Genomic DNA, 25,728 nt, shown 5'->3' with positions numbered 1-25,728 from the left:
GTGACGGGCCGCCTCGGGGTCCGTCCGCCGCCCGCGCCTCAGGTGCGCCCCTCACGCTCCTGGGCGACGCGCAGCGTGGCCGAGGGCGCCGTCCAGCGCGCCCGGACCACGGTGAAGCCGGACGCCTCCGCGTCGTCGCAGACCAGGTCGTCGTCGTCCACCAGGACCCGCACCTCGCGCTCCCGGGCGAGCCGGCGCAGGACCTCCAGCTTGGTGCGGCGGGCCGGCCGGCGGTCGCCGTCACGCCGCATGTACACCCGCCCCTCCGGCAGCCCGTGCCGGTCGAGCCACTCGCGGGTGTCCCGCAGGCAGCGCTCGGGGCGCCCGGTCAGGTAGACCACCTCGCACTCCCGCGCGCTCTCCAGGGCCAGCGCGATTCCCTCCGCGAGCGGCGGGTCCTGCGGCGCCGCCGCGAAGAAGGCGTCCCAGTCCCGCGGCCTGCGCTCCAGGAACCGCTGCCGGTGAGCGGTGCCGGCGAGGGTGTTGTCCAGGTCGAACACGGCGAGGGGTCGCTTGCTGCTGTCGGTCACGGCATCACCCTAGAGACCTCCCGCGTCCGGGCGGGCGGGCACACGACCGACCGGCCGATCAATTGTTAATGGGATCCATTTTCATATAGCGTCCTCGGTGTCCAGCCGACGAGGAGGATCCCCATGGCCGTGCCCAAGCGGAAGATGTCCCGCAGCAACACCCGTCACCGTCGCGCCCGGTGGAAGGCGACCACACCGGCACTCGTGCACGTCACCGTGGACGGCGTCCGCCACCTCGTCCCCCAGCACCTGGTGCGGGCGTACGAGCGCGGCCTGCTGCGTCCCGAGGGCTGACCGGAAGAAGGCCCGGGGCGGGGCCGGCGCCCCGGGGGAATCCGTGCGGCCCGGGGCGGGGCCGGGACCCCCGGGGAATCCCGGCGTCCGCCACGCGTTGAACACCGTGTGAGTTCTGTGATCGAAGCCGCCCGGTTCTCCGTCCTCGACCGCTCCCGCACACGCGAGGGCCATCCGGCCGACGCGGCCCTGCGGGACACCGTGGCACTGGCGCGGGAGGCGGAGGCGCTCGGCTACCACCGGTTCTGGGTGTCCGAGCACCACGGCGTACCCGGCGTCGCCGGCTCCGCGCCGACCGTTCTCGCCGCCGCCGTGGCCGCCGCGACGGCCACGATCCGGGTCGGCACCGGCGGAGTCATGCTGCCCAACCACCGGCCGCTGGTCGTCGCCGAACAGTTCGGGGTGCTGGAATCGCTGTTCCCCGGCCGCATCGACATGGGCCTGGGCCGGTCGGTCGGCTTCACGGACGGGGTCCGCAGGGCACTGGGCCGCGGCAAGGACGACGCCGAGGACTTCGGCGCCCAACTGCGGGAACTGCTCGGCTGGTTCCGCGGCACCTCGCCGACCGGCGTGCACGCGCGCCCCGCCGAGGGACTGACCGTGCCACCGTTCGTGCTGGCCATGGGCGAGGGCGCGCGGATCGCGGCGGAGGCGGGCCTCCCCATGGTCATCGGCGATCTGCGCGACCGGGACCGGCTGCGGCGGGGCGTCGACGACTACCGCGCCCGGTTCCGCCCCTCCCCCTGGGCCGCGGAGCCGTACGTCGTCGTCTCGGGGACGGTCGCCGTCGCCGGGACGCCCGAGGAGGCCCGCCGGCTGCTGGTTCCGGAGGCCTGGTCGATGGCCCACTCCCGCACGCACGGCACGTTCCCGCCGCTGCCGCCGGCGGACCGGGTCGAGGCCCTGCCGATGACAGCGCGGGAACGCGGTTTCTACGAGGCGGGGTTGGCCGGTCAGATCGCCGGCACCGAGGAACAGGTCGCCCGCGCACTGGAGACGGTGCTGAAGGACACCGGGGCCCAGGAGGTACTCGTCACCACCAGCACCTACGACCGGCGGGCGCTGCTGGACTCCTACCGCAGGCTGGCGGCCGTCGTGCACGGGGGCCGGGAGCAGCGCGCCTGAGCCGGGGGCGGGTCGCGGGGCCGAGCCCGGTACGGGCGGCGGCCGGTACCGCCGCCCGCCGCGTCACCCGACCGGACCGCCGCCCGACCGGACCGCCGACGTCACCGTGCACTCCGGCGCCTCCCGCGCACCGGGCGCCGCGTGCCCCGGCCCCGCCGGGGCGGGCCCGGTCCGGCGCTGGGCCGCCCGGGCCAGCGACCGGCGGTCGGCGTGGGCACCGGGCCGGAGCGCGGGGCGCACCTCGGCCTCGGCCACCAGTCCGTCCGCCATGACCACCCGCCACAGCGAGGCGAGCAGCGAGTCCTCCCCCACGAACGCGGGGACGGTCGTGGGCGCGCCCCCGGAGAGCCGGTAGCGGATGCGGACGGGCTGGACGGGCACCCCGGCGTCCAGGGCGGCCTGGAAGACGGCCCGGCGGAAGGTGCCCTGGGCCCGGCCGCACCACGTGCTGCCCTCGGGGAAGACGCCGACGGCCGCCCCCGAGCGCAGCAGCCCGGCGATGTCGGCGACCGTGTCCGGGAGGCCGCGCAGCCGGTCCCGGTCGATGAAGAGGACGCCGCCGCGGGCGGCCAGGGGCCCCGCGACGGGCCACCGCCGTATCTCGGCCTTGGCGATCATCCGGGCCGGGCGGACCATGGCCAGCAGCGGGACGTCCAGCCAGGAGATGTGGTTGGCGACCAGCAGCAGGCCGCCGTCGGGCACGGCGGCACCGCCGAACCGCGGCCGGACCCCGGCGGCCCGCACGACGGCCCCCGCCCACCGGCGCACCAGCCCGGCCGGGACCCTGCCGCCGACCGGCAGCAGCGCGATCCCGGCCAGCAGCAGCGCCACGACCGCCACGAGCCGCAGCACCGCCCGCGGTACGGCGGTGGCGGAGCCCGACACCTCCACGCACGCCCCGGGGGTGCAGGGCGCGCTGGGCGGCCAGGCGCCCATCAGGCCGGGACGAGCGAGAGGAAGTGCCGCAGATAGCGCGGGTTGACCCGGCGCATCGACAGCAGCACGTACAGGTCTGCGACCCCGAAGTCCGGGTCGTGGGCGGGCTCGCCGCACACCCAGGCGCCGAGGCGCAGATAGCCGCGCAGCAGGGCGGGCAGCTCGGTGCGGGCGGGCAGGGCCAGGTCCGCCCGCGGCACCCACGGCAGCCGCGGGCGGACCCGGAACTCCTCGGGCGCCAGGTGCTTGTCCCGCACCCGGTCCCAGGCGCCGGCCGCGGTGGCGCCGCCGTCGGCGAGCGGGACGGAGCAGCAGCCGGCCAGCCATTCGTGGCCGTTGTCCACCATGTAGCGGGCGATACCTGCCCATATGAGGCCGATGACGGCGCCGTCGCGGTGGTCGGGGTGGACGCAGGAGCGGCCGACCTCGACGAGGCCGGGCCGGATGCCGTGCAGCGGCGTCAGGTCGAACTCGGCCTCCGAGTACAGCCGGCCGGCGACCGCGGCGCGCTCCGGCGGCAGCAGCCGGTAGGTGCCGACGACCTGGCCGGTGTCGGCGTCGCGCACCAGCAGGTGGTCGCAGTGGGCGTCGAAGGGGTCGACGTCGAGGCCGGGCCGTGAGGACGTGAGCAGGGCGCCCATCTCCCCGGCGAAGACGTCGTGCCGCAGCCGCTGCGCGGCCCGCACGTCGGCCTCGTCGCGGGCGAGGGTCACGAGGTAGCGGGAGGGGACCGCGGGCAGCGGCGGGGCGTCCGGAGCGGTTGCGGTGGTCATGGCTCTCTCCAGGTCACGGGCCGTTCGGCCGGAGGGGACGGACGGGCCGGTGGTGTGCGGGCCGCCCGGTCCTGTTCTTCCGATGCCGTCTGGCGGGCGCGTGACCTGTGCCCGGAGCCGGGATGTGGGGTTGTTGAACGGCACGGGCGGCGAGCACCTCGAGGACCGCCGTACGGGGGAAGCGAGACGGGACCGGGGATGAGCACCACTCCCGGTCCCGCCCGTCCGCGCCCTCGGCGAACGTCTCTTCCCTCACGCGGCCGGCGCCCGGGCGTCAGCGCTTGGCCGCTTTGCGGGTGGCCCGCAGCCACTCCTTGTTCATGCCGGTGATGGAGAACAGCGGAATGCCCTTCGGGCAGGCGGTGGCGCACTCGCCGGCCAGTGTGCAGCCGCCGAAGCCCTCCTCGTCCATCTGCGCCACCATGTCCAGCACCCGCGTCTCGCGCTCCGGCGCGCCCTGCGGGAGGACGTTCAGGTGGTTGATCTTGGCGGAGGTGAACAGCATCGCCGCGCCGTTGGGGCAGGCGGCCACGCAGGCCCCGCACCCGATGCACTCGGCGTGCTCGAACGCGAGGTCGGCGTCCGGCTTGGGCACCGGCGTGGCGTGCGCCTCCGGGGCGGCACCGGTGGGCGCGGTGATGTAGCCGCCCGCCTGGATGATGCGGTCGAGGGCCGAGCGGTCCACGACCAGGTCCTTGATCACGGGGAACGCGGAGGCCCGCCACGGCTCGACGTCGATCGTGTCGCCGTCCCGGAAGGACCGCATGTGCAGCTGGCAGGTGGTGGTGCGCTCCGGGCCGTGCGCGTCGCCGTTGATGACGAGGGAACACGCGCCGCAGATGCCCTCGCGGCAGTCGTGGTCGAAGGCGACCGGGTCATCGCCCTTGAGGATGAGTTCCTCGTTGAGGGTGTCGAGCATCTCCAGGAAGGACATGTCGGGGGAGATCCCGTCCACCTCGTACGTGGACATGGCGCCTTCGGCGTCGGCGTCGCGCTGCCGCCAGACGCGCAGGGTGAGCTTCATGCGTAGCTCCGCTGGGTGGGGTGGACGTACTCGAAGACCAGGTCTTCCTTGTGCAGGACGGGCGCTTCGCCGGTGCCGGTGAACTCCCAGGCGGCCGCGTAGGCGAACTCCTCGTCCCGGCGGGCGGCCTCGCCGTCGGGGGTCCGGTACTCCTCGCGGAAGTGGCCGCCGCAGGACTCGGCGCGGTGCAGCGCGTCGAGGCACATCAGCTCGGCCAGCTCCAGGTAGTCGACGACGCGGTTCGCCTTCTCCAGGGACTGGTTGAACTCCTCGCCGGTGCCGGGGACCTTGATGCGCCGCCAGAACTCCTCGCGGATCCGGGGGATCCGTTCGAGGGCCGTGCGCAGGCCGGCGTCGGTGCGGGCCATACCGCAGAACTCCCACATCAGTTCGCCGACCTCGCGGTGGAAGGAGTCGGGGGTGCGGTCGCCGTCGACGGACAGCAGCAGGTTCAGGCGGTCCTGGGTCTCCGCCAGCACCTCCTGCACCACCGGGTGCTCGCCGCTCACCTCGCTCTGGTGCGGGTTGCGGGCAAGGTAGTCGTTGATGGTGGCGGGCAGCACGAAGTAGCCGTCGGCCAGGCCCTGCATCAGTGCGGACGCGCCGAGCCGGTTGGCGCCGTGGTCGGAGAAGTTGGCCTCGCCGATCGCGAACAGGCCCGGGATCGTGGTCTGGAGGTCGTAGTCGACCCACAGGCCGCCCATCGTGTAGTGCACGGCGGGGTAGATCCGCATCGGCACCTGGTACGGATCCTCGTCGGTGATCCGCTGGTACATGTCGAAGAGGTTGCCGTACCGGGCCTCGACGGCCTTGCGCCCCATGCGCTCGATCGCGTCCGCGAAGTCCAGGTAGACGCCCTGCCCGCCGGGGCCGACGCCCCGCCCCTCGTCGCAGACGTTCTTGGCGGCGCGGGAGGCGATGTCGCGCGGGACCAGGTTGCCGAAGGAGGGGTAGATGCGCTCCAGGTAGTAGTCGCGCTCGTCCTCGGGGATCCTGTTCGGCGGGCGGGTGTCGCCCTTCGCCTTCGGGACCCAGATCCGGCCGTCGTTGCGCAGCGACTCGCTCATCAGCGTCAGCTTGGACTGGTGGTCGCCGGTGCGCGGGATGCAGGTCGGATGGATCTGCGTGAAGCACGGGTTGGCGAAGTGGGCGCCGCGCCGGTGCGCCCGCCAGACCGCGGTGGCGTTGGAGTTCATGGCGTTCGTCGACAGGTAGAAGACGTTGCCGTAGCCGCCGCTGGCGAGGACGACGGCGTCCGCGAAGTACGTGTCGATCTTCCCGGTGATCAGGTCCCGCGCCACGATCCCGCGTGCCCGGCCGTCGACGACGATCAGGTCGAGCATCTCGGTGCGCGGGTGCATCTCGACGGTGCCGGCGGCGATCTGCCTGCTGAGGGCCTGGTAGGCGCCGAGGAGCAGTTGCTGACCCGTCTGGCCGCGGGCGTAGAAGGTGCGGGACACCTGGACGCCGCCGAAGGAGCGGGTGTCGAGGAGGCCGCCGTACTCCCGGGCGAAGGGCACGCCCTGCGCCACGCACTGGTCGATGATCTCGACGGAGATCTGCGCGAGGCGGTGGACGTTGGACTCGCGCGCCCGGAAGTCGCCGCCCTTGACGGTGTCGTAGAACAGCCGGTGGACGGAGTCGCCGTCGTTGCGGTAGTTCTTCGCCGCGTTGATGCCGCCCTGCGCGGCGATCGAGTGGGCGCGGCGCGGGGAGTCCTGGTAACAGAACTGGACGACGTGGTAGCCCTGTTCGGCGAGCGTGGCGCCGGCCGAGCCGCCGGCCAGACCGGTGCCGACGACGATCACCGTGTGCTTGCGCCGGTTGGCGGGGTTGACCAGCCTGGCCTCGAAGCGGCGCTTGTCCCAGCGCTCGTGGATCGGGCCGGACGGTGCCTTGGGGTCGGCGATCGGCTCGCCGGTCGTGTAGTCGGTGTAGGAGGTCATGTCAGCTCACCACTCCGGTCATGACGGCCACGGGTACGGCGACGAAGCCGGCCGTGAGCAGCAGCGCGAGGACGTTGGCCGTGGTCTTGAGGGCGCGGTCGCGGGTGCGGCCGCCGGCGCCCAGGGTCTGGGCGGCGCTCCAGAAGCCGTGCCGGATGTGCAGGCCGAGGGCGAGCATCGCGACGATGTAGACGGCGTTGCCGTACCAGGTGGAGAAGGTGTCCACGACGTTCTGGTACGGCCGGCCCTCCTGGAAGCCGCCGGCGTGCACGGTGCCGGTCGTCAGGTCGAGGAGGTGCCAGACGATGAACAGGCCGAGGATGATCCCGCCCCAGCGCATGGTGCGCGTCGCGTAGCTCGCCCGCGGCTTCCTGTGGACGTACCTGGTCGGGCGGGCCTTGAGGTCGCGGCGGCTGAGCTGGTACGCGGACACGGCGTGCGCGACGACCGCGACGACCAGCACGACCCGGATCAGCCACAGCGTCCACTCGTAGTGCATGAACGGCTCGCCGACCGTGCGCAGCCAGTGCGCGTAGTGGTTGAACTCGCCCGGTCCGAAGAAGATCTTCAGGTTGCCGATCATGTGGGCGACCAGGTACAGCAGCATGACGATCCCGCTGACGGCCATCACCGTCTTCTTGCCGATGGAGGAGTGCCACACGGTGCGCGCCATGGAGGACCGTCGGTCCGTCCGCGTTCCCAGAGCCATGGAACAGGACGCTAGGGCCGAACGGCCCCATCAGTCCAAGACATGGTCCGCCTCGTTTCCATAGGCAGGCCCTATCATGGCTGGATGCAGTTCCAGCAGCTCCAGTACTTCGTGGCGGTCGCCGAGACCCGGCACTTCACCCGGGCCGCCGAGCTGGTCCACGTCGCCCAGCCCTCGCTGTCGCAGCAGATCAAGGCGCTGGAGCGGGAGCTGGGAGCCGATCTCTTCCAGCGGGCCCGTGGGAACATCACACTCACCGACGCCGGTGAGGCGCTGCTGCCCCTGGCCCGCCGGATCCTGGCGGACACCGAGACGGCCCGGTACGAGGTGCAGGAGCTGGTGCAGCTGCGCAGCGGCCGGGTGCGGCTGGGCGCGACGCCCAGCCTGTGCACCGGGCTGCTGCCGGACGTGCTGCGCGCCTTCCACGACCGCTACCCCGGCATCCGGCTGATGATCGAGGAGGGCGGCTCGCACGACCTGGTGCGGGAACTGGCCCGCGGCGCGCTCGACCTCGCCCTGGTGGTGCTCCCGCTGCCCACCCCCTCCCCCGCGCTGACGACGGTGGAACTGCTGCGGGAGGACCTCGTGGTGGTGTCCTCGCCGGAGGCGCCCCCGCCCGGACACGGGCGCCGGGCCGTACGGATCGCCGACCTGGAGGGTGAACGCCTGGTGATGTTCCGGCACGGCTACGACCTGCGTGAACTCACCGTCGCCGCGTGTCGCGCCGAGGGGTTCGAGCCGGACTTCGCGGTGGAGGGCGGGGAGATGGACGCGGTGCTGGGGTTCGTGCGGGCGGGGCTCGGCATGGCCGTCGTGCCCCGGATGGTCGCCGCGCGGTCGGAACGGGGCCTGCGGGTCACTCCGTTGGTCCGGCCGGGGCTGCATCGGGTGATCGCGCTGGCGCACCGCAGTGATGTGGCTCCGCCGCGGGCCGCTCGGGAGTTGCAGCGGATGCTGCTGGAGCGGTAGGGCTGCGCCGCTTGGGCGGGGTGTACGTGCGGGGGCTTGTACGGGGGGGCGGCGGGGGTGTTGTCGGAGTGCGGGTCGGCCGGGGCGGGGTGCGCGGTTCCTCGCGCCCCCGGGGCTGCGGGGAACCCGCAGCCCCGGGTGGGGTGTCGTCAGGGGACGTCGTGGGGCACGGGGGTGGCCTGGTGGTGGTACATGCGCCAGCCCGTCTGTTCGTCCTTCTTGCGCCACAGGGAGCTGCGGCGGGCTCGTCGACCGGCGAGGCGGGTCTCGTAGGTGAGGTGGACCAGGCCCGGGGCCAGGAGGGTGCCGGTGATCTCCGACGGTTCGTAGCGGGGGCCGGTCGGGGAGCTGCCGGGGTGGTCGGGGAGTTCGGCCACCGTCTCGGCGTACGTGTAGCGCCGGCCGGAGGCGCCCACCTCGGTGAACTCGGGGTCGAGCAGGCGTACGGTCTCGGTGCGGGAGGAGCGGACGGCGGGGTCCATGAGGCTCAGTTCGCCGGCGATCGCCGCGGCGACGTCGTCTGGTTCCTGGGTCACCCGCACATGATCGCGTGTGGCCCGGCCCCTCCCGCAACCGGGTCGTGCCGTCAGCCCGTGGCGTCCACCAGGGCCAGCTCGTGGAGGCGGTCCGGGGGGCCGGGACGGGCGTAGTACCAGCCCTGGGCCGTGTCGCAGCCCAGTATGCGCAGTTGCTCGGCCTGGGCGCCGGTCTCCACGCCCTCGACCGTGACCGTGAGGTCCAGGCTGTGGGCGAGCGAGACGATCCCCTCGACGATCTTGAGGTCGACGGGATCCGCGGGGAACTGCTGCATGCTCTGGGTGAAGGAGCGGTCCAGCTTGAGGACGCTCACCGGCAGCCTGCGCAGGTTGGCGAGGTTGGAGTAACCGGTTCCGAAGTCGTCCAGGGCGATGTCGACGCCCATCTCGGCGAGCCGGCGCAGCGGCTTCAGGAGGTCGTCGTCCGCGCCGATCAGGGCCGACTCGGTGACCTCCAGGCAGAGCGCCTCCGGTGCCACGCCCGCGCGTTCCAGGATGTCGACGGTGTCCTGCACCAGCCCGGGGTGGGTGAGCTGGCACGGCGAGAGGTTGACGTTGACGCGCAGCGGGCCGGTGTCGCCGCTGCGCCGGCGCCAGTCACGGGCCTGGCGCACCGACTGCTCCAGGACCCAGCGGCCGAGCGGCACGATCAGCCCGGTGTGCTCGGCGAGCGGGATGAACCGGTCGGGGCCGAGCACCCCGTGCTGCGGGTGCAGCCAGCGCACCAGCGCCTCCGCGCCGCGCACGCTGCCGTCGCCGAGGTGGACGAGCGGCTGGTACTCGATGAAGAACTCGCCCCGCTCCAGCGCCGCCGGCAGGGCCGTCGTCAGACCGTGCCGGGTGATCGCGCGGGCGTCGGCCTCGGGGTCGGCCAGCTCGAAGCGGTTGCCGCCGGCCGACTTGGCCCGGTACATGGTGATGTCGGCGCTGCGCAGCACCTCCGCCGGGCTGCGCTCCCCCGCCGGACCCTCCACGATGCCGATGCTGCCGCGCACGGTCAGCTCCCGGCCCTCGATGCGCACGGGCGCGACCAGGGCGTTCATGATGCGCGCGGCGAGGTCGTCGACCTCGCGGTGGGTGTCGGGGCCGGTGGTCAGCGCCACGAACTCGTCGCCGCCGAGCCGGGCGACCATCTCGCCGGGCGCGGTGGCGCAGGACTGGAGCCGGTCGGCGACCTCGACGAGCAGCCGGTCGCCGGCCGCGTGCCCCAGGCTGTCGTTGATGGTCTTGAAGCCGTCCAGGTCCAGGTAGCACAGGCCGAAGCGCTGACCGTCCCCGGCGGCCAGGACCTTCTCCAGGCGTTCGAAGAACAGGGTGCGGTTGGGCAGGCCGGTGAGCGCGTCGTGGGTGGCCTCGTAGCGCAGCCGGAGGTTGAGCAGCCGGCGCTCGGTGGTGTCCTCCATCAGCGCCAGCTGGTACTGCGGCCGCCCGTCGGCGTCGCGCAGCAGCGAGACCGTGAGATTGGTCCACAGGACCGTTCCGTCGGGGCGGTAGAACGCCTTCTCCACGTGGTAGTGCTCGCGTTCGCCGCGCACCAGTTCCTCGTAGAGCCGCCAGACCTGGGGGGCGTCGTCGGCGTGCGTCCACTCGCTGACGTTGCGTCCGCGCACCGCCTGCTCGCCACCGCCGAACATGCGCACCAGGGCGCCGTTGACCTCGAGGATGTTGCCCTCCAGGTCGGCGATGCCGATCCCTATCGCGGCGCCCTCGAAGACCGCGCGGAAGCGGGCCTCGCTGGCGTGCAACGCCTGCGCCACCACCCCCTGGGCCCGCAACGCGGCCTGCGCGATGGCCTCCTGCTCGGCCAGCGTGCGCTCACGCAGCGCGTGCGCGAACCCGGCGGCCATGGCGTGCTGGAGCCGGGAGCAGCGGGTGTGCAGGTCCTCCTGGGGTCCGTCCTCGCCGCAGTAGAGCACCAGGTAGGCGTCGATGCAGTCCAGGCTGTGGGCGAGGGCGTCCGGGTCGGTGCAGTGGGTGCCGACGAGGGCGGCCCCGACCGCTCTGGCCGCCTCCGCGTCGAAGTTCCTGGCGCGCAGCGCCTCGCTCAACCGCCGGGCCAGTGGCAGCAGTTGCTCCTCGAACTCCGGCCGGGTCAGCGACGTGGAGGTGACCGGGAAGACCGCCCGGCTCCAGATCGTCGCGAACCGCCGCAGTCTGTCCTCCGGCCCGTCCGGCTCGGCGGTCACGAAGTGCGCCCCACGCCCGCGAAACCGGAGAAGGCATACGGGTCCTCGTCCTCCGGTGCCGTCTCCGGCCGCCAGTGCGGCATCGGCACCAGTCCCGGTTCCACCATGTCGTACCCCTCGAAGAACCGCGCGATCTCGTCACGCGAACGCATGACCAGCGGGTTGCGAATGTCCTTGTACACGTCCACCGCGCCCTCGGCCCGCCCCTGCGGCAGGGGGATTCCCTCGTACGAGGCATGCGTGAGGACGAGCAGGCTGCCGGGCGCGAGCGCGGCGCTCAGCTCGGCGACCGCGGCGTACGGGTCGTCTGCGTCTTCCACGAAGTGCAGTATGGCAACCAGCAGCAGCGCCACGGGCCGCTCCAGGTCGATCAGTTGCTCCACCTGGGGACTGGTGAGGATCTCCCGCGGCTTGAGCAGATCGGCGGCGACGACGCCGGCGTCCGGGTTCTCCCCCAGCACCACCTGGCTGTGCGCGACGGCGACCGGGTCGTGGTCGACGTAGACGACGCGGGCGCCGGGACGGGCCGCCTGGGCCACCTCGTGGACGTTGCCGAAGGTGGGGATGCCGGAACCGACGTCCAGGAACTGCGTGACGCCCGAGTCGGCCGCGTAGCGGACCGCGCGGCGCATGAAGGCCCGGTTCGCCTGCATGATCTTGGGGAGTCCCGGCATGAACTCCATGGCCCTGCGGGCCGCTTCCCGGTCGACCTCGAAGTTGTGCGAACCGCCCAGGTAGTAGTCGTAGATCCGCGAGACACTGGGCACGGAGATGTCGATGCTCCGTGGGGCCCAGGCGGGACGATCCATCTATCTCTCCAAGGCGTAGGCGATCCGGTGTTCGAGCAGAGGCTACTGATCGCCCGCCAACAGGGCGAGCGGAAACGGAAATTGACCGTCCGTTCCCGGTCACTGCCTGCGGCACGTGCCGAAATGACATACCCGAATGTGCTCACGAAAAGTACCCGATGCGCTCCGGAGCGTTCACGACCGGATCGAACACGGCGAAGTCACCCGCACCCGGCGGGTGAGGCCGGCGGGTGCCGCCCGCAGCACAGGGGTCCGCCCCCTCCGTGCGGCGCGGAGGGGGCGGACCGGGGGTCGTACGAGCCGTCGCAGGAGCGGGATCAGCCCTGGGAAGGCGATCTCTACTGCTTCGGCGCGCCGACCAGCTTGCCGTCGGGGGCCACGGCGTACCAGGTGCCGCCGACGCCCTGGCCGTTGATGTCCCCGGGAGACTTGTCGCCGGAAAAGGTGTAGATCGGCGAGCAGTTGACCGTCATCTGCTTGACGCCGTCGGGCCGGGTGAAGCTCATCAGGCCCTTCTTCTGGACGCCCTCGGTGTCGTTGGTGGCGACCGGGGCGACGGCGGGCCACTTCTCGAGGCAGGCGCCCAGGCACGCGGTCACCGGCTTCGGCCACGCCTTGTCCTTGACGAAGCGGTAGACCGTCATGCCGTTCTTGTCGACGACGATGTCACCGAGGTTGGGGTCCTTGCGCACGGACAGACCGGGCGCGGCGGCGGAGCCGGAGCCGGAGGCCGACTTGGCCTTCTTGCCGTCGGGGGCCAGCGCGAACCACTTGCCGTTGACGCCCTGGCCGTTGGTGTCACCGGCGTTGGTGTCCTTGGCGTAGCGGTACACCGGCCAGCCGTCGACGGTCAGCTGCTTGCTGCCGTCGGAGCGGGTGACCTCGCCGAGCAGCGACTTGTCGATGCCGTCGCCGGCGGTGGCGTCGTCGGCCGGCACGGGCGGCCAGGCCGTCGCGCAGTCGCCGTCGCAGTTGGACTTGGGCGGTTCCGCGGTGTCCGCGTCGAAGCGGTACAGCGTCATGCCGGCGGCGTCGATCAGCACCTTGCCCAGCTCGGCGTTGGCGGAGACGGCGAGCTGACCCGCCGTGCCCGCCTGCGTGCCGCCCGCGGCCGCCGGCGCGCTCGCGCTGGGGCTGGTGCCCGCGCCGACGCTTCCGTAGCCGCTGCCCGCGCCCGCAACGGTGCCCGCCGGAGCCGTGACACCCACGTTCTGGCTGGACGCCGCGGTACCGCCTTCCTGACCGCACGCCGTCGTCAGCGCCAGAACAGACACAGCGCTCGCCACGAGTGAGGCGCTCCGCCAGGAGGTCTTCATCTTCAACTCCCCGATCATCCCAAGCGTGTTGCAACGCCCTGCTGCGCCGCCGCACGGCCATGGGTACGCACGGCGGGGGGCGCCGTGTTCAAAGGCGGCACGAAATTCTTTTCGCGACCTGTGCCGCCGCCCGCTCCGGGCCACTCCTCGGCACCGGCACACGCGGTGCACCCGCGAACGAGCGAGCGCGGCAGGCCCGCACTCGTGCGCGGGCGCGGTCCGCCCGCGCACCACCCGCCCGTGCATCACCCGTCACCGCCCGCGCACCACCGCCCGCGCACCACCGCGCGCGGTCCGCTCGCACGCGAGTGCGTGCGGCCGGACGCATGAGCGCACCCCGGGCAGACCTCGCGCGGCGGGCTTCCCCCGTTCGGGGCAATCGTCCCGCGCGCCGGCGTGTACCCGCGTGCGAGGCCCCATGATCTCGTCGTGCATGGATCCGAACCGACCCGATCCGCCCTGCTGGACAGGGCGTTGGCCCTGGTGACCGTGGCCTGGATCCTCCTGGCCGTACCGGCCGGGACGGCCGTGGCCGACGCCTGCGCGTACGCCTCGACGGGCCCGGACGGCACCGAGGCGGTGGCGGTCGCGGGGAACCTCGGACGGCCGGCCCCGCCGGGGTGCCCGACACCGACGCCGCCGGAACCCGAGCCCCCGCCACCTCCGAAACCGACGCCACCCCCTCCGGAACCGACACCACCGCCGCCGAAGCCCTCACCCAAGCCGCCCCCCGAGCCGGCGCCGGAGCCCACGTCGCCGCCGGCCCCACCGCCACGGGCGCGACCCGAGCCCCCGCGGCCCGCACCGCCGAAGCCCGCACCGCCGAAGCCCGTGGCCCCTCTCCCGCCGCCGCCCTCCGCGCCGAAGCCCCGTCCGGAGCCCACGTCCACGCCCGCGCCCGCACCGCCGCCCGCACCCGCCCCGCGGCCGTCCGCGTCGCCCGTGACGTACCCGGCCCACCACGCACAGCCACGCCGGGCGCCGGTCCGGCACCACCGGTCGCCGGTCACGTACGTCCTGCTCATCACCGCGCCCGCGGTCATCGCCGTCGCCGCGCTGCGGCCCCGCTGACGCCCCTCCAGGAGGCATCTCTTGCCGGAATGGCTTGTTCTCACCCTCGCGATGGTCGCCGCGTGCGTGGTGGTGATCGCCGTCACCTTCGTCCGGCACCGCAGGGTGTCCGACGACGAGGACCCGTCCGAGACCCCGGACGTCATCGAGTACATGACGATGTGGATCGGCGTGGTGTACGCCATCGTCCTGGGCCTGGCGATCGCCGGCGTCTGGGAGGCCCGCAGCATCGCCCAGGACCACGTCCAGGCGGAGGCCCAGTCGCTGCACGAGATCTCGGAGCGGGTCCGGGTGTACCCGCCCGGCGTCCGGGAGCGCATCCGCGAGGACGTGGAGGCCTATGTCGGCCACGTCGTCACCATCGAGTGGAAGGCCATGGCCGACAAGGGCGAGGTGACCGAACGGGGGGACGAACTCCTCGAACGGCTCCGCGTCGACCTCACCGACCACCGGCCCGCCTCGGACTTCGAGGCCCAGGCCTACCAGCCGCTCCTCGACCAGCTGGCCGCCGCCGACCAGGCCCGCAACAACCGGGCCGGCTCGACCGGGGCGACCATGCCCGGCGTGGTCTGGTTCGGGCTGATCACCGGCGCCGTCGTCACCGTCGGCATGGTCTTCGCGCTCCAGATCCGCCGCACCCCCCGGGAACTGGTCCTGGCGGGGCTGTTCTCGGCGCTGATCGCCTTCCTGCTGTTCCTCATCTGGGACTTCGACGCGCCCTACAGCCGGGGCATCGCGACGTCGGCCGAGCCCTTCCTGCGCCTCTTCCCCGACGCCAGGGGCTGAGGACTCTCGTTCGGGTCGGCCCCCGCGAGCCCGGCCAGGCCCGGACGAAGGGCCGTACCCGCACCGGCCGGGGCGACGGCGGGCGACACGCCGGTTCCGTACCCCGGTCGCGGGACCCGCACCACCCGTCCGGCCCACCCGCTTGCCCCGTTCGCGCGACAGGAATCGCGGGAGCGCACACACGTTCCTAGCGTTTCGGTCATCGAGGCGCATTCGACGACACGCGCGGAGAAGAACCGCGGCTGCTCCTCGGAAACCGGAGGACACACATGCACGCGATACGCGTCGCCTCGGCCGCACTGCTGGGCCTGGGCGCCCTGGCCCTCCCCGCGCCGTCCGCCGTCGCCGCCGACGGCGGCGGCACCACCCCGTTCGGCTTCAGCGTGCTGCCGTCGACGATCGTGGCGGGCGGCCGGGTCACCCTCCGGATCGACCGGGGCGACGGCGGCTGCAAGGGCGACGTCACCATCACCTCGGGGATCTTCGACTCGGTGCGCATCGCCGCGCACCGCTCCTCGGCCACCACGACGGTCGACTTCGGCATCAAGGTGGGCGCGGTGCACCGGGTGACGTTCACCTGTGACGGCGTCAGCGGTTCCACCGGGCTGACCGTCGCCGGCGCCCGCCCGGCCACCCCCACCCCGGTGCCCGACGCGGTCCCGCGCGCCGTGCGGGCCGGTGCGGGCGGGACCGTCGCCGGGTTCGACCTGCGGGAGGTCGGGCTCGGCGCGGCGCTCGTCGCGGGGTCGGTCGGTGCGGCGTACCACTTCTCGCGCCGGCGGGCGGGCGAGGACGGCGGCGCCTGACGGCATCCGGGCGGCGGGCCTTCGCCCCGGTTCCCGGAAAGGGAGGGGGCGAAGGCCCGTGACGTGCGGTGGCAGTGCTCCGAAGGGGCCGGAGAAGGTCGTCAGGCGCGGCGTTCCGCGCGCCGGCGCATCCAGAACACGCCGCCGCCGATGACCGCGGCGGCCACCAGCCCGCCGCCGATGGCCATGTCGGTGGGGGTGGCGCCGCTGGAGCTGCTGCCGCCGAGACCGCCGCGGACGCCGCCGATGACGGTGAAGGCGGTGGGGTTGGTGAGGGTACGGCCGTTGCAGTTGACGGTGATGCTGTGCGAGCCGGGGCGCGCGTTGCTGTTGACCGTCGCGGTGCCCTGCGCCGTGTGGTGGGCGCCGTTGACGGGCCTGAGGCCGGTCGTCCGGAAGGCGTCCGAACTCATGGTGCCGCCGCCCCGGCAGCCGTCGACGGTGACGGCCAGCTGACCGCCGCGGGCGACGACGCTGGGCAGCGCGACGATGTTGCTCGGGGAGATTCCCTCGTGGCCGCCACCACCGTTGCCGCCGCCGTTGCCGCCGTGGTTCCCCCCGCCACCACCGTTGCCCCCGCCGTTGTTGCCCCCGTTACCACCGTTGCCGCCGCCGTTGCCCCCGCCATTGCCGCCGTGGTTCCCCCCGCCACCACCGTTGCCCCCGCCGTTGTTGCCCCCGTTACCACCGTTGCCGCCGCCGTTGCCGCCGTTGTTCTCCCCGTTACCACCGTTCCCCCCGCCCCCGCCGTTGCCGCCGTTGTTCTCCCCGTTGCCGTTGTTGCCGTTGTTCCCGTCCCAGTTGTCGTTGCCCGAGTGGCCTCCGCCGTTGTTGTTTCCGGGGGCGACCCAGTTGTTGTCGTTCTGGCTGCCCGGGTTGGGTGGCATCCCGTCCGCGACGGCCACGGGGGCGGCGAGCCCGAGGACGGCGACCGCTGTGGCCGCTGCCGCCAGGGCGCGTGAGTTTCGCATGTGATCCTCCGCGGAAGGCGCCCCGGGGCCCGTCCCCGGTCTGTCGGCGAGAGAGCGCCTCCCGGATCGACCCTCAGATGCCGTGCACGGGACCGCATTTCGGGAATGGTCCGTCCTGGTGAGAGGACACGCCGAGGAAAATGCACACAATCGGATATAGCCGCAGGTCACGGTCCGTCAGAAAATTCCTGTGCGCGGAAACTCGGATGGCGGACCGAAGGACACGCGGGCCACCCGTTCGCCGCCGCCCCGTCGCCGGTTCCCGTTGCGGGACTTAGCGTTCTCGTATGCGCGAAAGGACGTGGCGACGGCCGCGTCGAAAGGGGATGGCGAATGTCTGGGTACGAGCTGTCCGGAATGGCGGAAGAGGAGGAGCGGCCGAAGAAGCGTGCACCTTGGGGCGTGATAGCGCTTGTTCTGCTGACCGGGCTCGCGCTCATCCGGAACGGTTCGGGGGAGTTCGACGCGGGCCCGCCGCAGCCCGCCTCCGCGGCGTCCGCCGACGCCCGTGCGGCCCAGGGAACCTTCGGGAAGACCGTCCAGGCCCTGCCGTTCGCGGAGCCCGACCGGGTCAGGATCCCCGCCATCAGGGTCGACGCCCCGGTCATGCAGGTCGGCCTGGACACGGACGGCTGGGTCGGCGCGCCGCCCCCGGAGGACCCGAATCTGGCCGGCTGGTTCACCGGCGCCGTCTCCCCCGGTGAGAAGGGGACGGCGGTCGTCGTCGGCCATGTCGACAACATGCAGGGGCCGGCCGTGTTCTACGGTCTGGGTGCCCTGAAGAAGGGGAATCACGTCGAGGTGGCCCGCCGGGACGGGAAGACCGCGGTGTTCGAGATCTACGGCGTCGAGGTCTTCGAGAAGAACAACTTCCCCGGCGACCGCGTCTACGCCTCCAAGGGCGCCCCCGAACTCCGGGTGATCACCTGCGGTGGCGGTTTCTCCAAGGCGAACGGCTACGACGGCAACGTGGTCGCCTTCGCCCGCCTGGTCGAGGTCCGCTGAACGGAAAGCCGGCCGGGCGGGTGACCACCCCGCGGGACCTCGGCCGGCCGGGCGGGCGCCGGACGCGGATGCCGCCGTACGGATCCGGTCGAAGCCGTCGTACCCCTCGGTGCCGAGGTGCTGGGCCCGGCGGAGTCCGGCGCGCACCGCCGCCCGCGGGGAGGCCGTGTTCGCCGGACGGACGCGTGCGACGAGCGGCCCTAGGTGCGCTGCCGCTGCGGCACCGTGATGTGGTAGCCGGAGTCGAGGAGTTGGGGCAGATAGCGGCGCAGGGCCCGCACGCTCTGGGTGCGGTCACCGCCCGCGTCGTGCGAGAGGACGACGACGCCGGGGGCGGCGCCGTTCTCGACCCGGTCGACGATGGTGCCGGTGCCCGGGGTGGTCCAGTCCAGGGTGTCCACCGTCCAGGCCAGGGGCTCCATGCCGAGTTCGGAGCCCAGTTGGAAGGCGGCGCGGTTCCAGGCGCCGTAGGGGGCGCGGAACCAGCGGGGCCGCTCTCCGTAGGCGTTCTCGATGACCTCGCTGGTGCGGCTCATCTCGGAGTGGATCTGACGGCGCGTCATTTTCGTGAGCAGGGGGTGGGACCAGGTGTGGTTGCCGACGGTGTGTCCCTCGTCGGCCATCCGGGCCAGCAGGTGGGGGTGGTCGGCGGCCATCTCCCCGCACACGAAGAACATCGCGTGGACGCCGTACTCGGCCAGGGCGTCGAGGATGCCCGGGGTGTAGCGGGGGTCGGGGCCGTCGTCGAAGGTGAGCACCATGGTGCGGCCGCGGCCGGTGATCCGCAGCAACGGTTCGCGCCGCACGGGGGTGCGGGCCGTGGTGCGCGGGGGGCCGTAGCCGGTCAGCGGCTGGAGGCGGTAGGCGGAGGGTCCCGTCGGGAGGCGGTACGCGGGGGCACCGGCCACCGGGGCACCGGTGCGGGCCGGTGTCCCCGCGCCCGTCCCCCACGCGAACAGAGAGGCCGTCCCGGCCGCGCCGACGGCGGCGGCACCGGCGAGCAACGCCCCGCGCCGCGTGAACAACTGATCCTTCTGCATGTGTCATCAGTCGCCCGGCCGGGCCCCGACGCACCACAACGCCACCGACCCGGCGGCACGAATCCACCCGCTCGGCGCAGCAGGCCGACCGCCCCGTCGTCACTGTCGGGATCAGCGGCGACGCGAGCCCGCCGGGCGCGGCCGAAGGCGCGGCGGGACGACGGCCGGCGGGACGCGGCACAGGACGCGGACACCGAAGGCGCCGGGGGCTGCCGGAGGCGCCCGCGGCGGCGTCCGGCACCCGGCAGGGGAAGCCGCTTCCGGGCGGCCGTGCCGGACCGGGTGTCCTCGGTCGGGGTGGCCCCTGCCAGGGCGCTCGTGGTCGCGGCCGCGGGAGACCGCCGGGCCCGCGCGGCGGTGGGACCTGCGGGTTCCGATAGCCTCTCGTCGTGACGGAACAGCACCCTTCCCCGTTCGAACGGGGCACGGACGGCCCGAAGGTCGTCCTCGCCGGCGTGGACGGCTCCGATCCCTCGCTGCGCGCCGCGGCCTACGCCGCCGGTCTGGCCCGGCGCCAGGGCGCCCTGCTCGCCGTGGTGTACGTGCAGCCGGTGATGGCGGCGGGCGCGGCGCTCGGGGCGCCGGTAGCGGAGGCGACCGACGAGATCGCCCAGGACATCGTGGCGCAGATCCGGGAGGCCACCGAACGGACCCGGGGGATATTCGACGTGCGCTGGGAGTTCCACACCTTCCAGGGCGACCCGTACAACGGGCTGGTGAAGGCCGCGGACCAGCTGAAGGCCGACGCGGTGGTGGTCGGCGCGTCCGAGCAGGCCGGTCACCGGATCGTGGGGTCGGTGGCGGTGCGGCTGGTGAAGGCGGGGCGCTGGCCGGTGACGGTGGTGCCGTAGTCGCCCCTCCCCTTACTCCCCTTACTGCCCGTACTCCCCTTGACCCTCTTGTTCCCCCGTCACCAGCCCGTCCTGTGCCGCTCCCCTGCTGAGCACGAGGTCGCGGATGCGGTCGCGTACGCCCCCCACGTCGGCGCCCTGGGCGAGGGCCCTGTCGAGGTCGACGACGCGGCCGGCGTCGAGGTCGAACAGCCCGGGGACGAAGGCGGCCCTCGTCACCTCCCAGCGGGCGCCGGGCCGGGCGGGCGGGGAGAAGGTGAAGCGGGCGACGCTGGACTGGTTGGCGCGCGGGTCGACGACGCCGGCGCGGTTCGGCGTCTCGCCGGCCACCTGGTCCCCGAGGCCGTAGACGACCCAGGTGCCGTTGACCTTCTCGTACGCCTGCGGGACGTGGGCGTGGCTGCCGAGGATCAGGTCGATGTCGGGGCGTCCGCCGGTGCGGGAGGCGGTGAGGGTTCTGGCGAGGGCGAGCTGCCGCCCGTCCGGCGCGTCCTGCCACTCCGTGCCCCAGTGCAGGGAGACGACGACCACGTCGGCCCCGGCCCGGCGGGCGTTCCGGGCATCGGCGACGATCTTGTTCTCGTCGATCAGGGAGAGCGCCCAGGGCTGTCCGTCGGGGAGCGGACGGCCGTCGGTGTCGTAGGTGTAGGCGAGGTGGGCGACCTTCGCGGGGCCCGCGCTCAGGAGCGGGACGGCGGCGGCCTCGGCCTCGGAGCGGGCGGTGCCCGCGTGCCGTACGCCGGTGCCGTCGAGGGCGTCCAGGGTGCGGCGCACGCCGTCGGGGCCGTCGTCGAGGGCGTGTTCGGAGGCGGTGGAGCAGCCGTCGTAGCCGGTGGTGGCGAGGGCTGCGGCGAGCCGGGGCAGGGAGTCGGCGGCCGGGTCGGCGGCGACGCGGACGGTCTCCAGATGACAGAGCGCCAGGTCGGCGCCGGTGACGACGGGTTGGATCCCGGTGAACATCGGGCCGAAGTCGTAGCCCGTGCCACCGGCGTCGAAGCGGGCCCGGTCGACGACCGAGGCGTGCGGGACGATGTCGCCGGTGGCCACCAGGGTGAAGCCGCGGCTGGGCGAGGGGGCCGGGTGGCCGGAGGCGGGTTCGCGGTCGTGGGCCTGGCAGGCCGCGGCCGCCGCGAGGAGGGCCGTGAGGGCCAGGGCCACCTGGTGTCTGCGTGCGATCACTGCATCACCCCGTTGCACATGACTCATCACATTTACGCATGTATCACTACTAATCCATGCGCGGACGCGTAGGGCTCCGGCGCTCCCGCCACCGGACCGGATGCGCGCGATCGGCGTAGCCCGGACCGTTCGTCGAACCGTTCGTCGACGCGATCGACCGTCCGCCGCAGACCCTTGTGCGCACCCTGTCCCGAACCGGCGCCCTGGGGTGCCATACGCGCATGACCGCCGGGACCACCCTCACCGCCCAGACGACGACCGCCGAACACGAACTCGCCGCGCTCCAGCGTGAGCACGGCCGGCCGCTCTTCGCGCTGCTGCTGAGGCTGTGCGACGGCGACCGCCAGCGCGCCGAGGACCTCGTCCAGGAGACCCTGGTGCGCGCCTGGCAGCATCCTGAGGCCCTGCGCGCCGACGCCTTCGACTCCGTACGGCCCTGGCTGCTCACCGTCGGCCGGCGGCTCGCGATCGACGCGCGGCGGGCCCGGCAGGCGCGGCCGGCCGAGGTCGGGGACGCGGTACTGGAGAACGCGCCGGTCTGCGGCGACCACGCCGACCGGGCCGCCGCGGCGCTCGATGTCCGCGAGGCTGTGAAGACACTCACTCCGGAACACCGTGAAGTCCTGGTGCTGGTGTATTTCCGAGGGGCGAGTGTGGCGGAGGCCGCCGAAACCCTCGGCATCCCGCCCGGTACCGTGAAGTCGCGCGCGTACTACGCGCTGCGCGCCCTGCGCCGGGTGCTTCCCGGTTACGCGCCCGACCTGGGCTGAAACCCACGGTCGAGTCAAACCTCCGTAAAGCGCCTTGCCGTGGACCCCGGTTGAGTAATCGGGTGTCCTTATCCGTGTTCCGGATGGGGCCCGGTCGCCGGTTTTCCGGCGCCGAAAGAAGCGCACGCACCGGAGGAAGGCAGGAAGGGATGCTGCACAGAGGTCATCAGAGCACGGACGGCACCGGCGGCGGGGAACTCACCGTCCCCATGGCATGGTTGTACGCCGAGTACATCGCCGACGAACTGCTGCGGACCGGCGATCTCATGCCGCCGACGTCCTTCGAGTTCCGCGCCGGGCGGGACGCCCTGGCACTGACCGTCTTCCTGTCCGACACCGACGGCGAACTGCCCGGGATCCGGGTGGTCACCCAGCTGGAGACATGGCTTTCGCTCACGGCGTACGACCAGCCCTGGCAGGACTGGGTCGCCGAACGTATGTCACAACTGACGGCCGAGGCGGCCGAGTTGGAAGACCCCGACCCCGATCTCGAGCTGGCGTCGGCGGCCTGGCGCTGGCTCGAGGAGACCGAACTGCTCGCCCCCGACCTCAACGCGGTGCCGGGCGGCGCGCCGGCCGGCGAGGACGAGGAACCCAAGGTCTGGACGCCCGCCTGGCAGCTCGGTCTGCCCCTCGGGCACCTCGCGATCCATCTTTTCTAGCTTTTTCGCATCCGGACCAATCCACGGGCCGGACCGCTCCGAACATCTGGGTCACGATTCGGTACGTGCCTTGAGTGATTCCGCTGCCTGGTCCGTACCGATGGGAGCAAGGAGTAACCCCACTGGCACTCAACGGCGCGAGGTTTCGGCATGAGGTCCCTGGAGAGGCATCGCGACGTCGGCGCGTACGCGCTGGGCGTGCTGGACGAGGCGGAGGCCTTCCGTTTCGAGGACCACCTCATGGAGTGTCCTCGCTGCGCGGCGGAGGTCACCGAGTTCGGCGCCACCACCCGGCAGCTGATGCTGTACCGGAGGGCTACGCCGCGCGCCGTGCATCCCTTCGCCGGCCCCGGCCCGCAGCTCCTCGACCGCCTCCTCGACGAGGTCGCCGCCCGGCGCAGGGCCGTCAAGCGACGGCTGCTGTACGCCGTGGCCGCGGCCGTGGTGGTCGCCGTCGCGGGACCCGCGCTCGCCATGATGGCCGGTGGCGGCGGTGAGGAGCCGGTGCGGGTGGTCACGGCGACCGACCAGAAGTCGGGCGTGTGGGCGCAGGTGACGACCGAGGACGAACTCTGGGGCAGCCAGGTCGAGCTCGAGGTGAAGGACGCCGCCGGTCCGCGCGCCTGCCATCTGATCGTCATCGGCCACGACGGCTCGGAGGAGATCGTCACCAGCTGGATGGTCCCCGACCACGACGCCCGCCCCAACACCATGAAGGGCGGCGCGACCATGCAGACCGACAAGATCGCGCGCTACGAGGTGCGGACGATGACCGGCGAGACCCTCGTCGTCCTCAAGCCCCGCTAGGGGGTGCCCGACAAATGCCCGCGGCGTCACGGCGTCCGGCACGCACGCTCCTTCTCCCGCGCTCATTTGTCGGACACCCCCTGGGGCAAAACTCACCTCGGTCGCGAAGGACCCGGCCGTCCCGGTGCTGATCCTGGCCGCGCCGGTGCACCTGGTCGGCGCGCCTCACCGGTGAGCTGCTCCGGCAGTCGTGACCTCCGCCGGCCGGCGGTCTGCCGCCCGTCTGGCACGTCGGGCGGTCTGCCGCCCGTCTGGCACGTCGGGCGGTCTGCCGCCCGTCTGGCACGTCGGGCGGTACGGGAGCCAGGAGTCGCCGGTCGAAGCCCGCCCCGGTCTCCGGGGGGACGCGCAGGGCCGACGGGCCCTTGCCGGGGCGAACCGCCGGGGAGGCGGTCCTTCCGGTGCAGCCGGACCGCTCGGGCCTGGCGGGTGACGAGGTGGAGGCCGCCGGCGGTCTCGGAGAGGTCCGGCATCCGTCCGGAGCGCCGTCGGCGGCCCGGTGCTCAGGTCCGCTCCGGCACGTCGAACTCGCACCACACGCACTTGCCGCCGCCGCGGGCCTCCACTCCCCACCCGTCGGAGAGCAGGTCGACCAGGAGCAGACCGCGGCCGGAGACGCCCGAGTCCCCGGCCTCGCGGCGGCGCGGCAGGGCGCTGGAGGAGTCCTCGACCTCGACGCGCAGCCGGCGGTCGGCGCCGGTGAGGAGGCGCAGGGTGACGACGGCGGCGCCCTCGGTGTGCATGAGGGCGTTGGTGATCAGTTCGTCGGCGGCCAGTTCGACGTCGTCGGAGCGGTGCCGGGCGCCCCAGGAGCGGACGGCCGCGCGGATCATGTGCCGGGCGTGGGTGAGGGCCTCGGCGTCGCCGGGCGCCACGTGCTGCTGGAGCCGGCTGCCGGTCCGGGAGGCGTCCGTGCCGTGCCGGCGGAGCAGGAGGAGGGCCACGTCGTCGTCACCGCCGCGTTCCTCGGCGACGTCGATGAGCCGGTCGGCGAGCTCCCGTACGTCGTCGGGGCCGGTGGCGATCAGCTCGGCGAGGATCCGCATGCCGTCGTCGAGGTCGGCGCCGGGCTGTTCGACGAGCCCGTCGGTGCACAGCAGCAGGGTGTGGCCGGGGTCGAGTTCGAGGGTGGCGACGGGATAGTCGAGGCAGCCGAACTCGGCGGACAGGCCGAGCGGCAGTCCGCCGGGGACAAAGAGGCGCCGGCAGGTGCCGTCCGCCCCGCGCACCAGCGGGTCGATGTGGCCGGCCCGGACCATCTGGACGACGCCGGTGGACAGGTCGGCCTCGGCGTAGAGGCAGGTGGCGAAGCGGTCGGTGTCGAGTTCGTGGAGGAAGACGGAGGCGCGGGCCATCACGGTGGCCGGGGTGTGACCTTCGGAGGCGTACGCGCGCAGGACGATGCGCAGCTGGCCCATGACGGCGGCGGCGTGCGTGTCGTGGCCCTGGACGTCGCCGATGACGGCGCCGACCCGGCCTCCCCCGGAGGGGGTACCTCCGGGCAGTGGGATCAGGTCGTACCAGTCGCCGCCGATGTCGCGGCCGTGGGAGCCGCCGATGGTGGCGGCGCGGTAGCGGACGGCGACGTCGGCGCCGGGCACGCTGGGGATGGTGCGCGGCAGCATGGCCTGCTGGAGGCCCTGGGCGATGTCCTTCTCCTGCTCGTAGAACATGGCCCGTTGCAGGGACTGGGCGATGCTGCTGCCCAGGGCGACGAGGATGTTGCGTTCCTCGGGGGTGAAGCCGCGCCGGTCGCTGTAGAGCAGGCCCATCGCGCCGATCGGACGGGCCTGGACGATGAGCGGCAGGTAGGCGGCCGAGGTGATCTTCAGGCCGGTGATGTGCGGCCACAGCACGGGGTAGCCGGCCGCGAACTCGTCGGGCGACTCGATGAACCGGGGGGTGAGGGTGCGCACCACCTCGCTCATCGGGTACGGCTCGTCGATTCCGGTCACGAGGGTGCCGGGCACGAAGCTGCCCTGGGGGCCCTCGGCGATCAGCCGGATCCGGCCGGCCTCGACCAGGCCCATGACCAGGCTGGTCGCGCCCAGGTGGATGAGACCGTGGGTGTCCTTGAGGACGTCGATGACGTCCTTCACGGTCCGGGCGTGCGCCAGGGCGGCGGTGGTGAGCTGTACGACGTTGGTCTGCTCGCGGCGCGCGTCGTCGAGGGCGGCCGCCTCGCGGTGGGCGGCGAGGTCGCGCAGTTCGTCGGTCGCGTCCCGGACGATGCCGATGATCCGGCGGGGCCGGCCCGTGTCGTCGCGCCGGATGCAGCCCTGGGTGTGGGTCCAGCGCAGCCCGCCGTCGCGGCGGCGGACGCGGAAGTAGGCGCCGTAGTGCTCGCTGCCGTCCTTGATGGCCTGGGTCACCAGGGTGTCCAGACGCAGGGCCTCGGCCGGGGGGATGCGCGGGGAGAGGCTCTCGGGGTTGCCGTCGTACTCGTCGGGGGTCACGTCGAAGATCTCGTGGGCGCGGGCGTCCATGGCGAACAGACCGGTGTCCAGGTCCCAGTCGAAGCCGCCCATGCGGTTGAGTGCCAGGATCGGCTCCGGACGGGCGGGCCAGTCCTCCGGGAGGGACGGTGCGCTCGCTCCCCGATCGACCATGCGCCCACCTTGCCAGGA

25 protein-coding genes are annotated in these 25,728 nt (G+C 73.1%); 11 read left to right on the top strand and 14 right to left on the bottom strand.

Annotation, left to right across the window (positions count from 1 at the left end; genetic code table 11):
• Window positions 1–38: 38 nt before the first annotated feature.
• Window positions 39–530 (bottom strand): hypothetical protein, encoded by a 492-nt coding sequence (locus tag ACIP5W_RS03735; RefSeq protein WP_401466199.1) that lies wholly within the window; start codon window positions 528–530, stop codon window positions 39–41.
• Between the two features lie 123 nt (window positions 531–653).
• On the opposite strand from ACIP5W_RS03735, the gene rpmF reads away from it, so the two are divergent.
• Together rpmF and ACIP5W_RS03725 are read left to right on the top strand one after the other, a co-directional pair.
• Entirely contained in the window at window positions 654–824 is a 171-nt protein-coding gene (gene rpmF, locus ACIP5W_RS03730) for a 50S ribosomal protein L32 (RefSeq protein WP_401466196.1), read from the top strand.
• A 108-nt stretch (window positions 825–932) separates the two neighbouring features.
• Window positions 933–1,949: an LLM class flavin-dependent oxidoreductase gene (locus ACIP5W_RS03725; RefSeq protein WP_401466193.1), complete on the top strand. Its 1,017-nt coding sequence runs from the start codon at window positions 933–935 to the stop codon at window positions 1,947–1,949.
• 63 nt (window positions 1,950–2,012) lie between these two features.
• On the opposite strand, the gene ACIP5W_RS03720 is transcribed toward ACIP5W_RS03725, so the two are convergent.
• The 5 genes from ACIP5W_RS03720 to ACIP5W_RS03700 all read right to left on the bottom strand — a co-directional run bounded on the left by ACIP5W_RS03720 (window position 2,013) and on the right by ACIP5W_RS03700 (window position 7,301).
• A complete protein-coding gene (locus tag ACIP5W_RS03720; RefSeq protein ID WP_401466190.1) occupies window positions 2,013–2,885 on the bottom strand; it encodes a lysophospholipid acyltransferase family protein in 873 nt (290 codons plus the stop codon).
• Window positions 2,885–3,658 (bottom strand): GNAT family N-acetyltransferase, encoded by a 774-nt coding sequence (locus tag ACIP5W_RS03715; protein WP_401466187.1) that lies wholly within the window; start codon window positions 3,656–3,658, stop codon window positions 2,885–2,887. Before ACIP5W_RS03715 ends, ACIP5W_RS03720 begins: the two co-directional genes overlap by 1 nt.
• A gap of 274 nt (window positions 3,659–3,932) precedes the next feature.
• Entirely contained in the window at window positions 3,933–4,682 is a 750-nt protein-coding gene (locus ACIP5W_RS03710; protein WP_401466184.1) for a succinate dehydrogenase/fumarate reductase iron-sulfur subunit, read from the bottom strand.
• A complete protein-coding gene (locus ACIP5W_RS03705) occupies window positions 4,679–6,628 on the bottom strand; it encodes a fumarate reductase/succinate dehydrogenase flavoprotein subunit (protein WP_401466181.1) in 1,950 nt (649 codons plus the stop codon). Before ACIP5W_RS03705 ends, ACIP5W_RS03710 begins: the two co-directional genes overlap by 4 nt.
• A gap of 1 nt (window position 6,629) precedes the next feature.
• Window positions 6,630–7,301 (bottom strand): succinate dehydrogenase, encoded by a 672-nt coding sequence (locus tag ACIP5W_RS03700; protein ID WP_401466960.1) that lies wholly within the window; start codon window positions 7,299–7,301, stop codon window positions 6,630–6,632.
• 120 nt (window positions 7,302–7,421) lie between these two features.
• Here ACIP5W_RS03700 and ACIP5W_RS03695 point away from each other — a divergent pair, with 120 nt between their 5' ends.
• Window positions 7,422–8,306 carry a LysR family transcriptional regulator gene (locus ACIP5W_RS03695; RefSeq protein WP_401466178.1) on the top strand — a complete coding sequence of 295 codons (885 nt, stop codon included), beginning with the start codon at window positions 7,422–7,424 and terminating at the stop codon, window positions 8,304–8,306.
• A 149-nt stretch (window positions 8,307–8,455) separates the two neighbouring features.
• On the opposite strand, the gene ACIP5W_RS03690 is transcribed toward ACIP5W_RS03695, so the two are convergent.
• The 4 genes from ACIP5W_RS03690 to ACIP5W_RS03675 all read right to left on the bottom strand — a co-directional run bounded on the left by ACIP5W_RS03690 (window position 8,456) and on the right by ACIP5W_RS03675 (window position 13,153).
• Window positions 8,456–8,788: a DUF4440 domain-containing protein gene (locus ACIP5W_RS03690; protein ID WP_401466957.1), complete on the bottom strand. Its 333-nt coding sequence runs from the start codon at window positions 8,786–8,788 to the stop codon at window positions 8,456–8,458.
• Window positions 8,789–8,892: 104 nt separating this feature from the next.
• Entirely contained in the window at window positions 8,893–11,028 is a 2,136-nt protein-coding gene (locus ACIP5W_RS03685) for a putative bifunctional diguanylate cyclase/phosphodiesterase (protein WP_401466175.1), read from the bottom strand.
• Window positions 11,025–11,837, bottom strand: coding sequence for an SAM-dependent methyltransferase (locus ACIP5W_RS03680; protein ID WP_401466172.1), 813 nt, complete (start codon window positions 11,835–11,837; stop codon window positions 11,025–11,027). The genes ACIP5W_RS03685 and ACIP5W_RS03680 overlap by 4 nt, the downstream gene beginning before the upstream one ends.
• Window positions 11,838–12,175: 338 nt before the next feature.
• Window positions 12,176–13,153 (bottom strand): SCO0930 family lipoprotein, encoded by a 978-nt coding sequence (locus tag ACIP5W_RS03675; RefSeq protein ID WP_401466169.1) that lies wholly within the window; start codon window positions 13,151–13,153, stop codon window positions 12,176–12,178.
• A gap of 942 nt (window positions 13,154–14,095) precedes the next feature.
• Between ACIP5W_RS03675 and ACIP5W_RS03670 the strand changes: the two genes are divergently transcribed.
• The 3 genes from ACIP5W_RS03670 (at window position 14,096) to ACIP5W_RS03660 (ending at window position 15,816) form a co-directional block, all read left to right on the top strand.
• Complete coding sequence (locus tag ACIP5W_RS03670; protein ID WP_401466166.1) at window positions 14,096–14,224, top strand: hypothetical protein; 129 nt, start codon at window positions 14,096–14,098, stop codon at window positions 14,222–14,224.
• A 21-nt stretch (window positions 14,225–14,245) separates the two neighbouring features.
• Window positions 14,246–15,010 carry a hypothetical protein gene (locus ACIP5W_RS03665; RefSeq protein ID WP_401466163.1) on the top strand — a complete coding sequence of 255 codons (765 nt, stop codon included), beginning with the start codon at window positions 14,246–14,248 and terminating at the stop codon, window positions 15,008–15,010.
• A 269-nt stretch (window positions 15,011–15,279) separates the two neighbouring features.
• Window positions 15,280–15,816, top strand: a complete 537-nt coding sequence (locus tag ACIP5W_RS03660) for a hypothetical protein (protein WP_401466161.1) — start codon at window positions 15,280–15,282, stop codon at window positions 15,814–15,816.
• A 101-nt stretch (window positions 15,817–15,917) separates the two neighbouring features.
• Here ACIP5W_RS03660 and ACIP5W_RS03655 read toward each other — a convergent pair whose 3' ends face one another.
• Window positions 15,918–16,787 carry a hypothetical protein gene (locus tag ACIP5W_RS03655; protein ID WP_401466158.1) on the bottom strand — a complete coding sequence of 290 codons (870 nt, stop codon included), beginning with the start codon at window positions 16,785–16,787 and terminating at the stop codon, window positions 15,918–15,920.
• A gap of 333 nt (window positions 16,788–17,120) precedes the next feature.
• Between ACIP5W_RS03655 and ACIP5W_RS03650 the strand changes: the two genes are divergently transcribed.
• A complete protein-coding gene (locus tag ACIP5W_RS03650) occupies window positions 17,121–17,792 on the top strand; it encodes a class F sortase (RefSeq protein ID WP_401466155.1) in 672 nt (223 codons plus the stop codon).
• Window positions 17,793–17,992: 200 nt separating this feature from the next.
• On the opposite strand, the gene ACIP5W_RS03645 is transcribed toward ACIP5W_RS03650, so the two are convergent.
• Window positions 17,993–18,832: a polysaccharide deacetylase family protein gene (locus ACIP5W_RS03645; protein ID WP_401466152.1), complete on the bottom strand. Its 840-nt coding sequence runs from the start codon at window positions 18,830–18,832 to the stop codon at window positions 17,993–17,995.
• Window positions 18,833–19,221: 389 nt separating this feature from the next.
• Between ACIP5W_RS03645 and ACIP5W_RS03640 the strand changes: the two genes are divergently transcribed.
• Window positions 19,222–19,683, top strand: a complete 462-nt coding sequence (locus tag ACIP5W_RS03640) for a universal stress protein (RefSeq protein ID WP_401466149.1) — start codon at window positions 19,222–19,224, stop codon at window positions 19,681–19,683.
• Window positions 19,684–19,704: 21 nt separating this feature from the next.
• Here ACIP5W_RS03640 and ACIP5W_RS03635 read toward each other — a convergent pair whose 3' ends face one another.
• Window positions 19,705–20,862 (bottom strand): CapA family protein, encoded by a 1,158-nt coding sequence (locus ACIP5W_RS03635; protein WP_401466146.1) that lies wholly within the window; start codon window positions 20,860–20,862, stop codon window positions 19,705–19,707.
• Window positions 20,863–21,083: 221 nt separating this feature from the next.
• On the opposite strand from ACIP5W_RS03635, the gene ACIP5W_RS03630 reads away from it, so the two are divergent.
• The 3 genes from ACIP5W_RS03630 to ACIP5W_RS03620 all read left to right on the top strand — a co-directional run bounded on the left by ACIP5W_RS03630 (window position 21,084) and on the right by ACIP5W_RS03620 (window position 23,101).
• Complete coding sequence (locus tag ACIP5W_RS03630) at window positions 21,084–21,632, top strand: sigma-70 family RNA polymerase sigma factor (protein ID WP_401466143.1); 549 nt, start codon at window positions 21,084–21,086, stop codon at window positions 21,630–21,632.
• Window positions 21,633–21,781: 149 nt separating this feature from the next.
• Complete coding sequence (locus ACIP5W_RS03625; protein ID WP_401466140.1) at window positions 21,782–22,294, top strand: hypothetical protein; 513 nt, start codon at window positions 21,782–21,784, stop codon at window positions 22,292–22,294.
• A 150-nt stretch (window positions 22,295–22,444) separates the two neighbouring features.
• Entirely contained in the window at window positions 22,445–23,101 is a 657-nt protein-coding gene (locus tag ACIP5W_RS03620) for a zf-HC2 domain-containing protein (protein ID WP_401466137.1), read from the top strand.
• Between the two features lie 503 nt (window positions 23,102–23,604).
• On the opposite strand, the gene ACIP5W_RS03615 is transcribed toward ACIP5W_RS03620, so the two are convergent.
• Window positions 23,605–25,710: a SpoIIE family protein phosphatase gene (locus ACIP5W_RS03615; protein ID WP_401466134.1), complete on the bottom strand. Its 2,106-nt coding sequence runs from the start codon at window positions 25,708–25,710 to the stop codon at window positions 23,605–23,607.
• Between the last annotated feature and the right edge of the window lie 18 nt (window positions 25,711–25,728).

Origin of the sequence: Streptomyces sp. NPDC088766 (assembly GCF_044750845.1) — a bacterium.
In the GTDB taxonomy this organism is placed as follows: Bacteria; Actinomycetota; Actinomycetes; order Streptomycetales; family Streptomycetaceae; genus Streptomyces.
The sequence above is the reverse complement of the archived record's forward strand: the minus strand, read 5'-3'. Positions and strand labels throughout refer to the sequence as shown.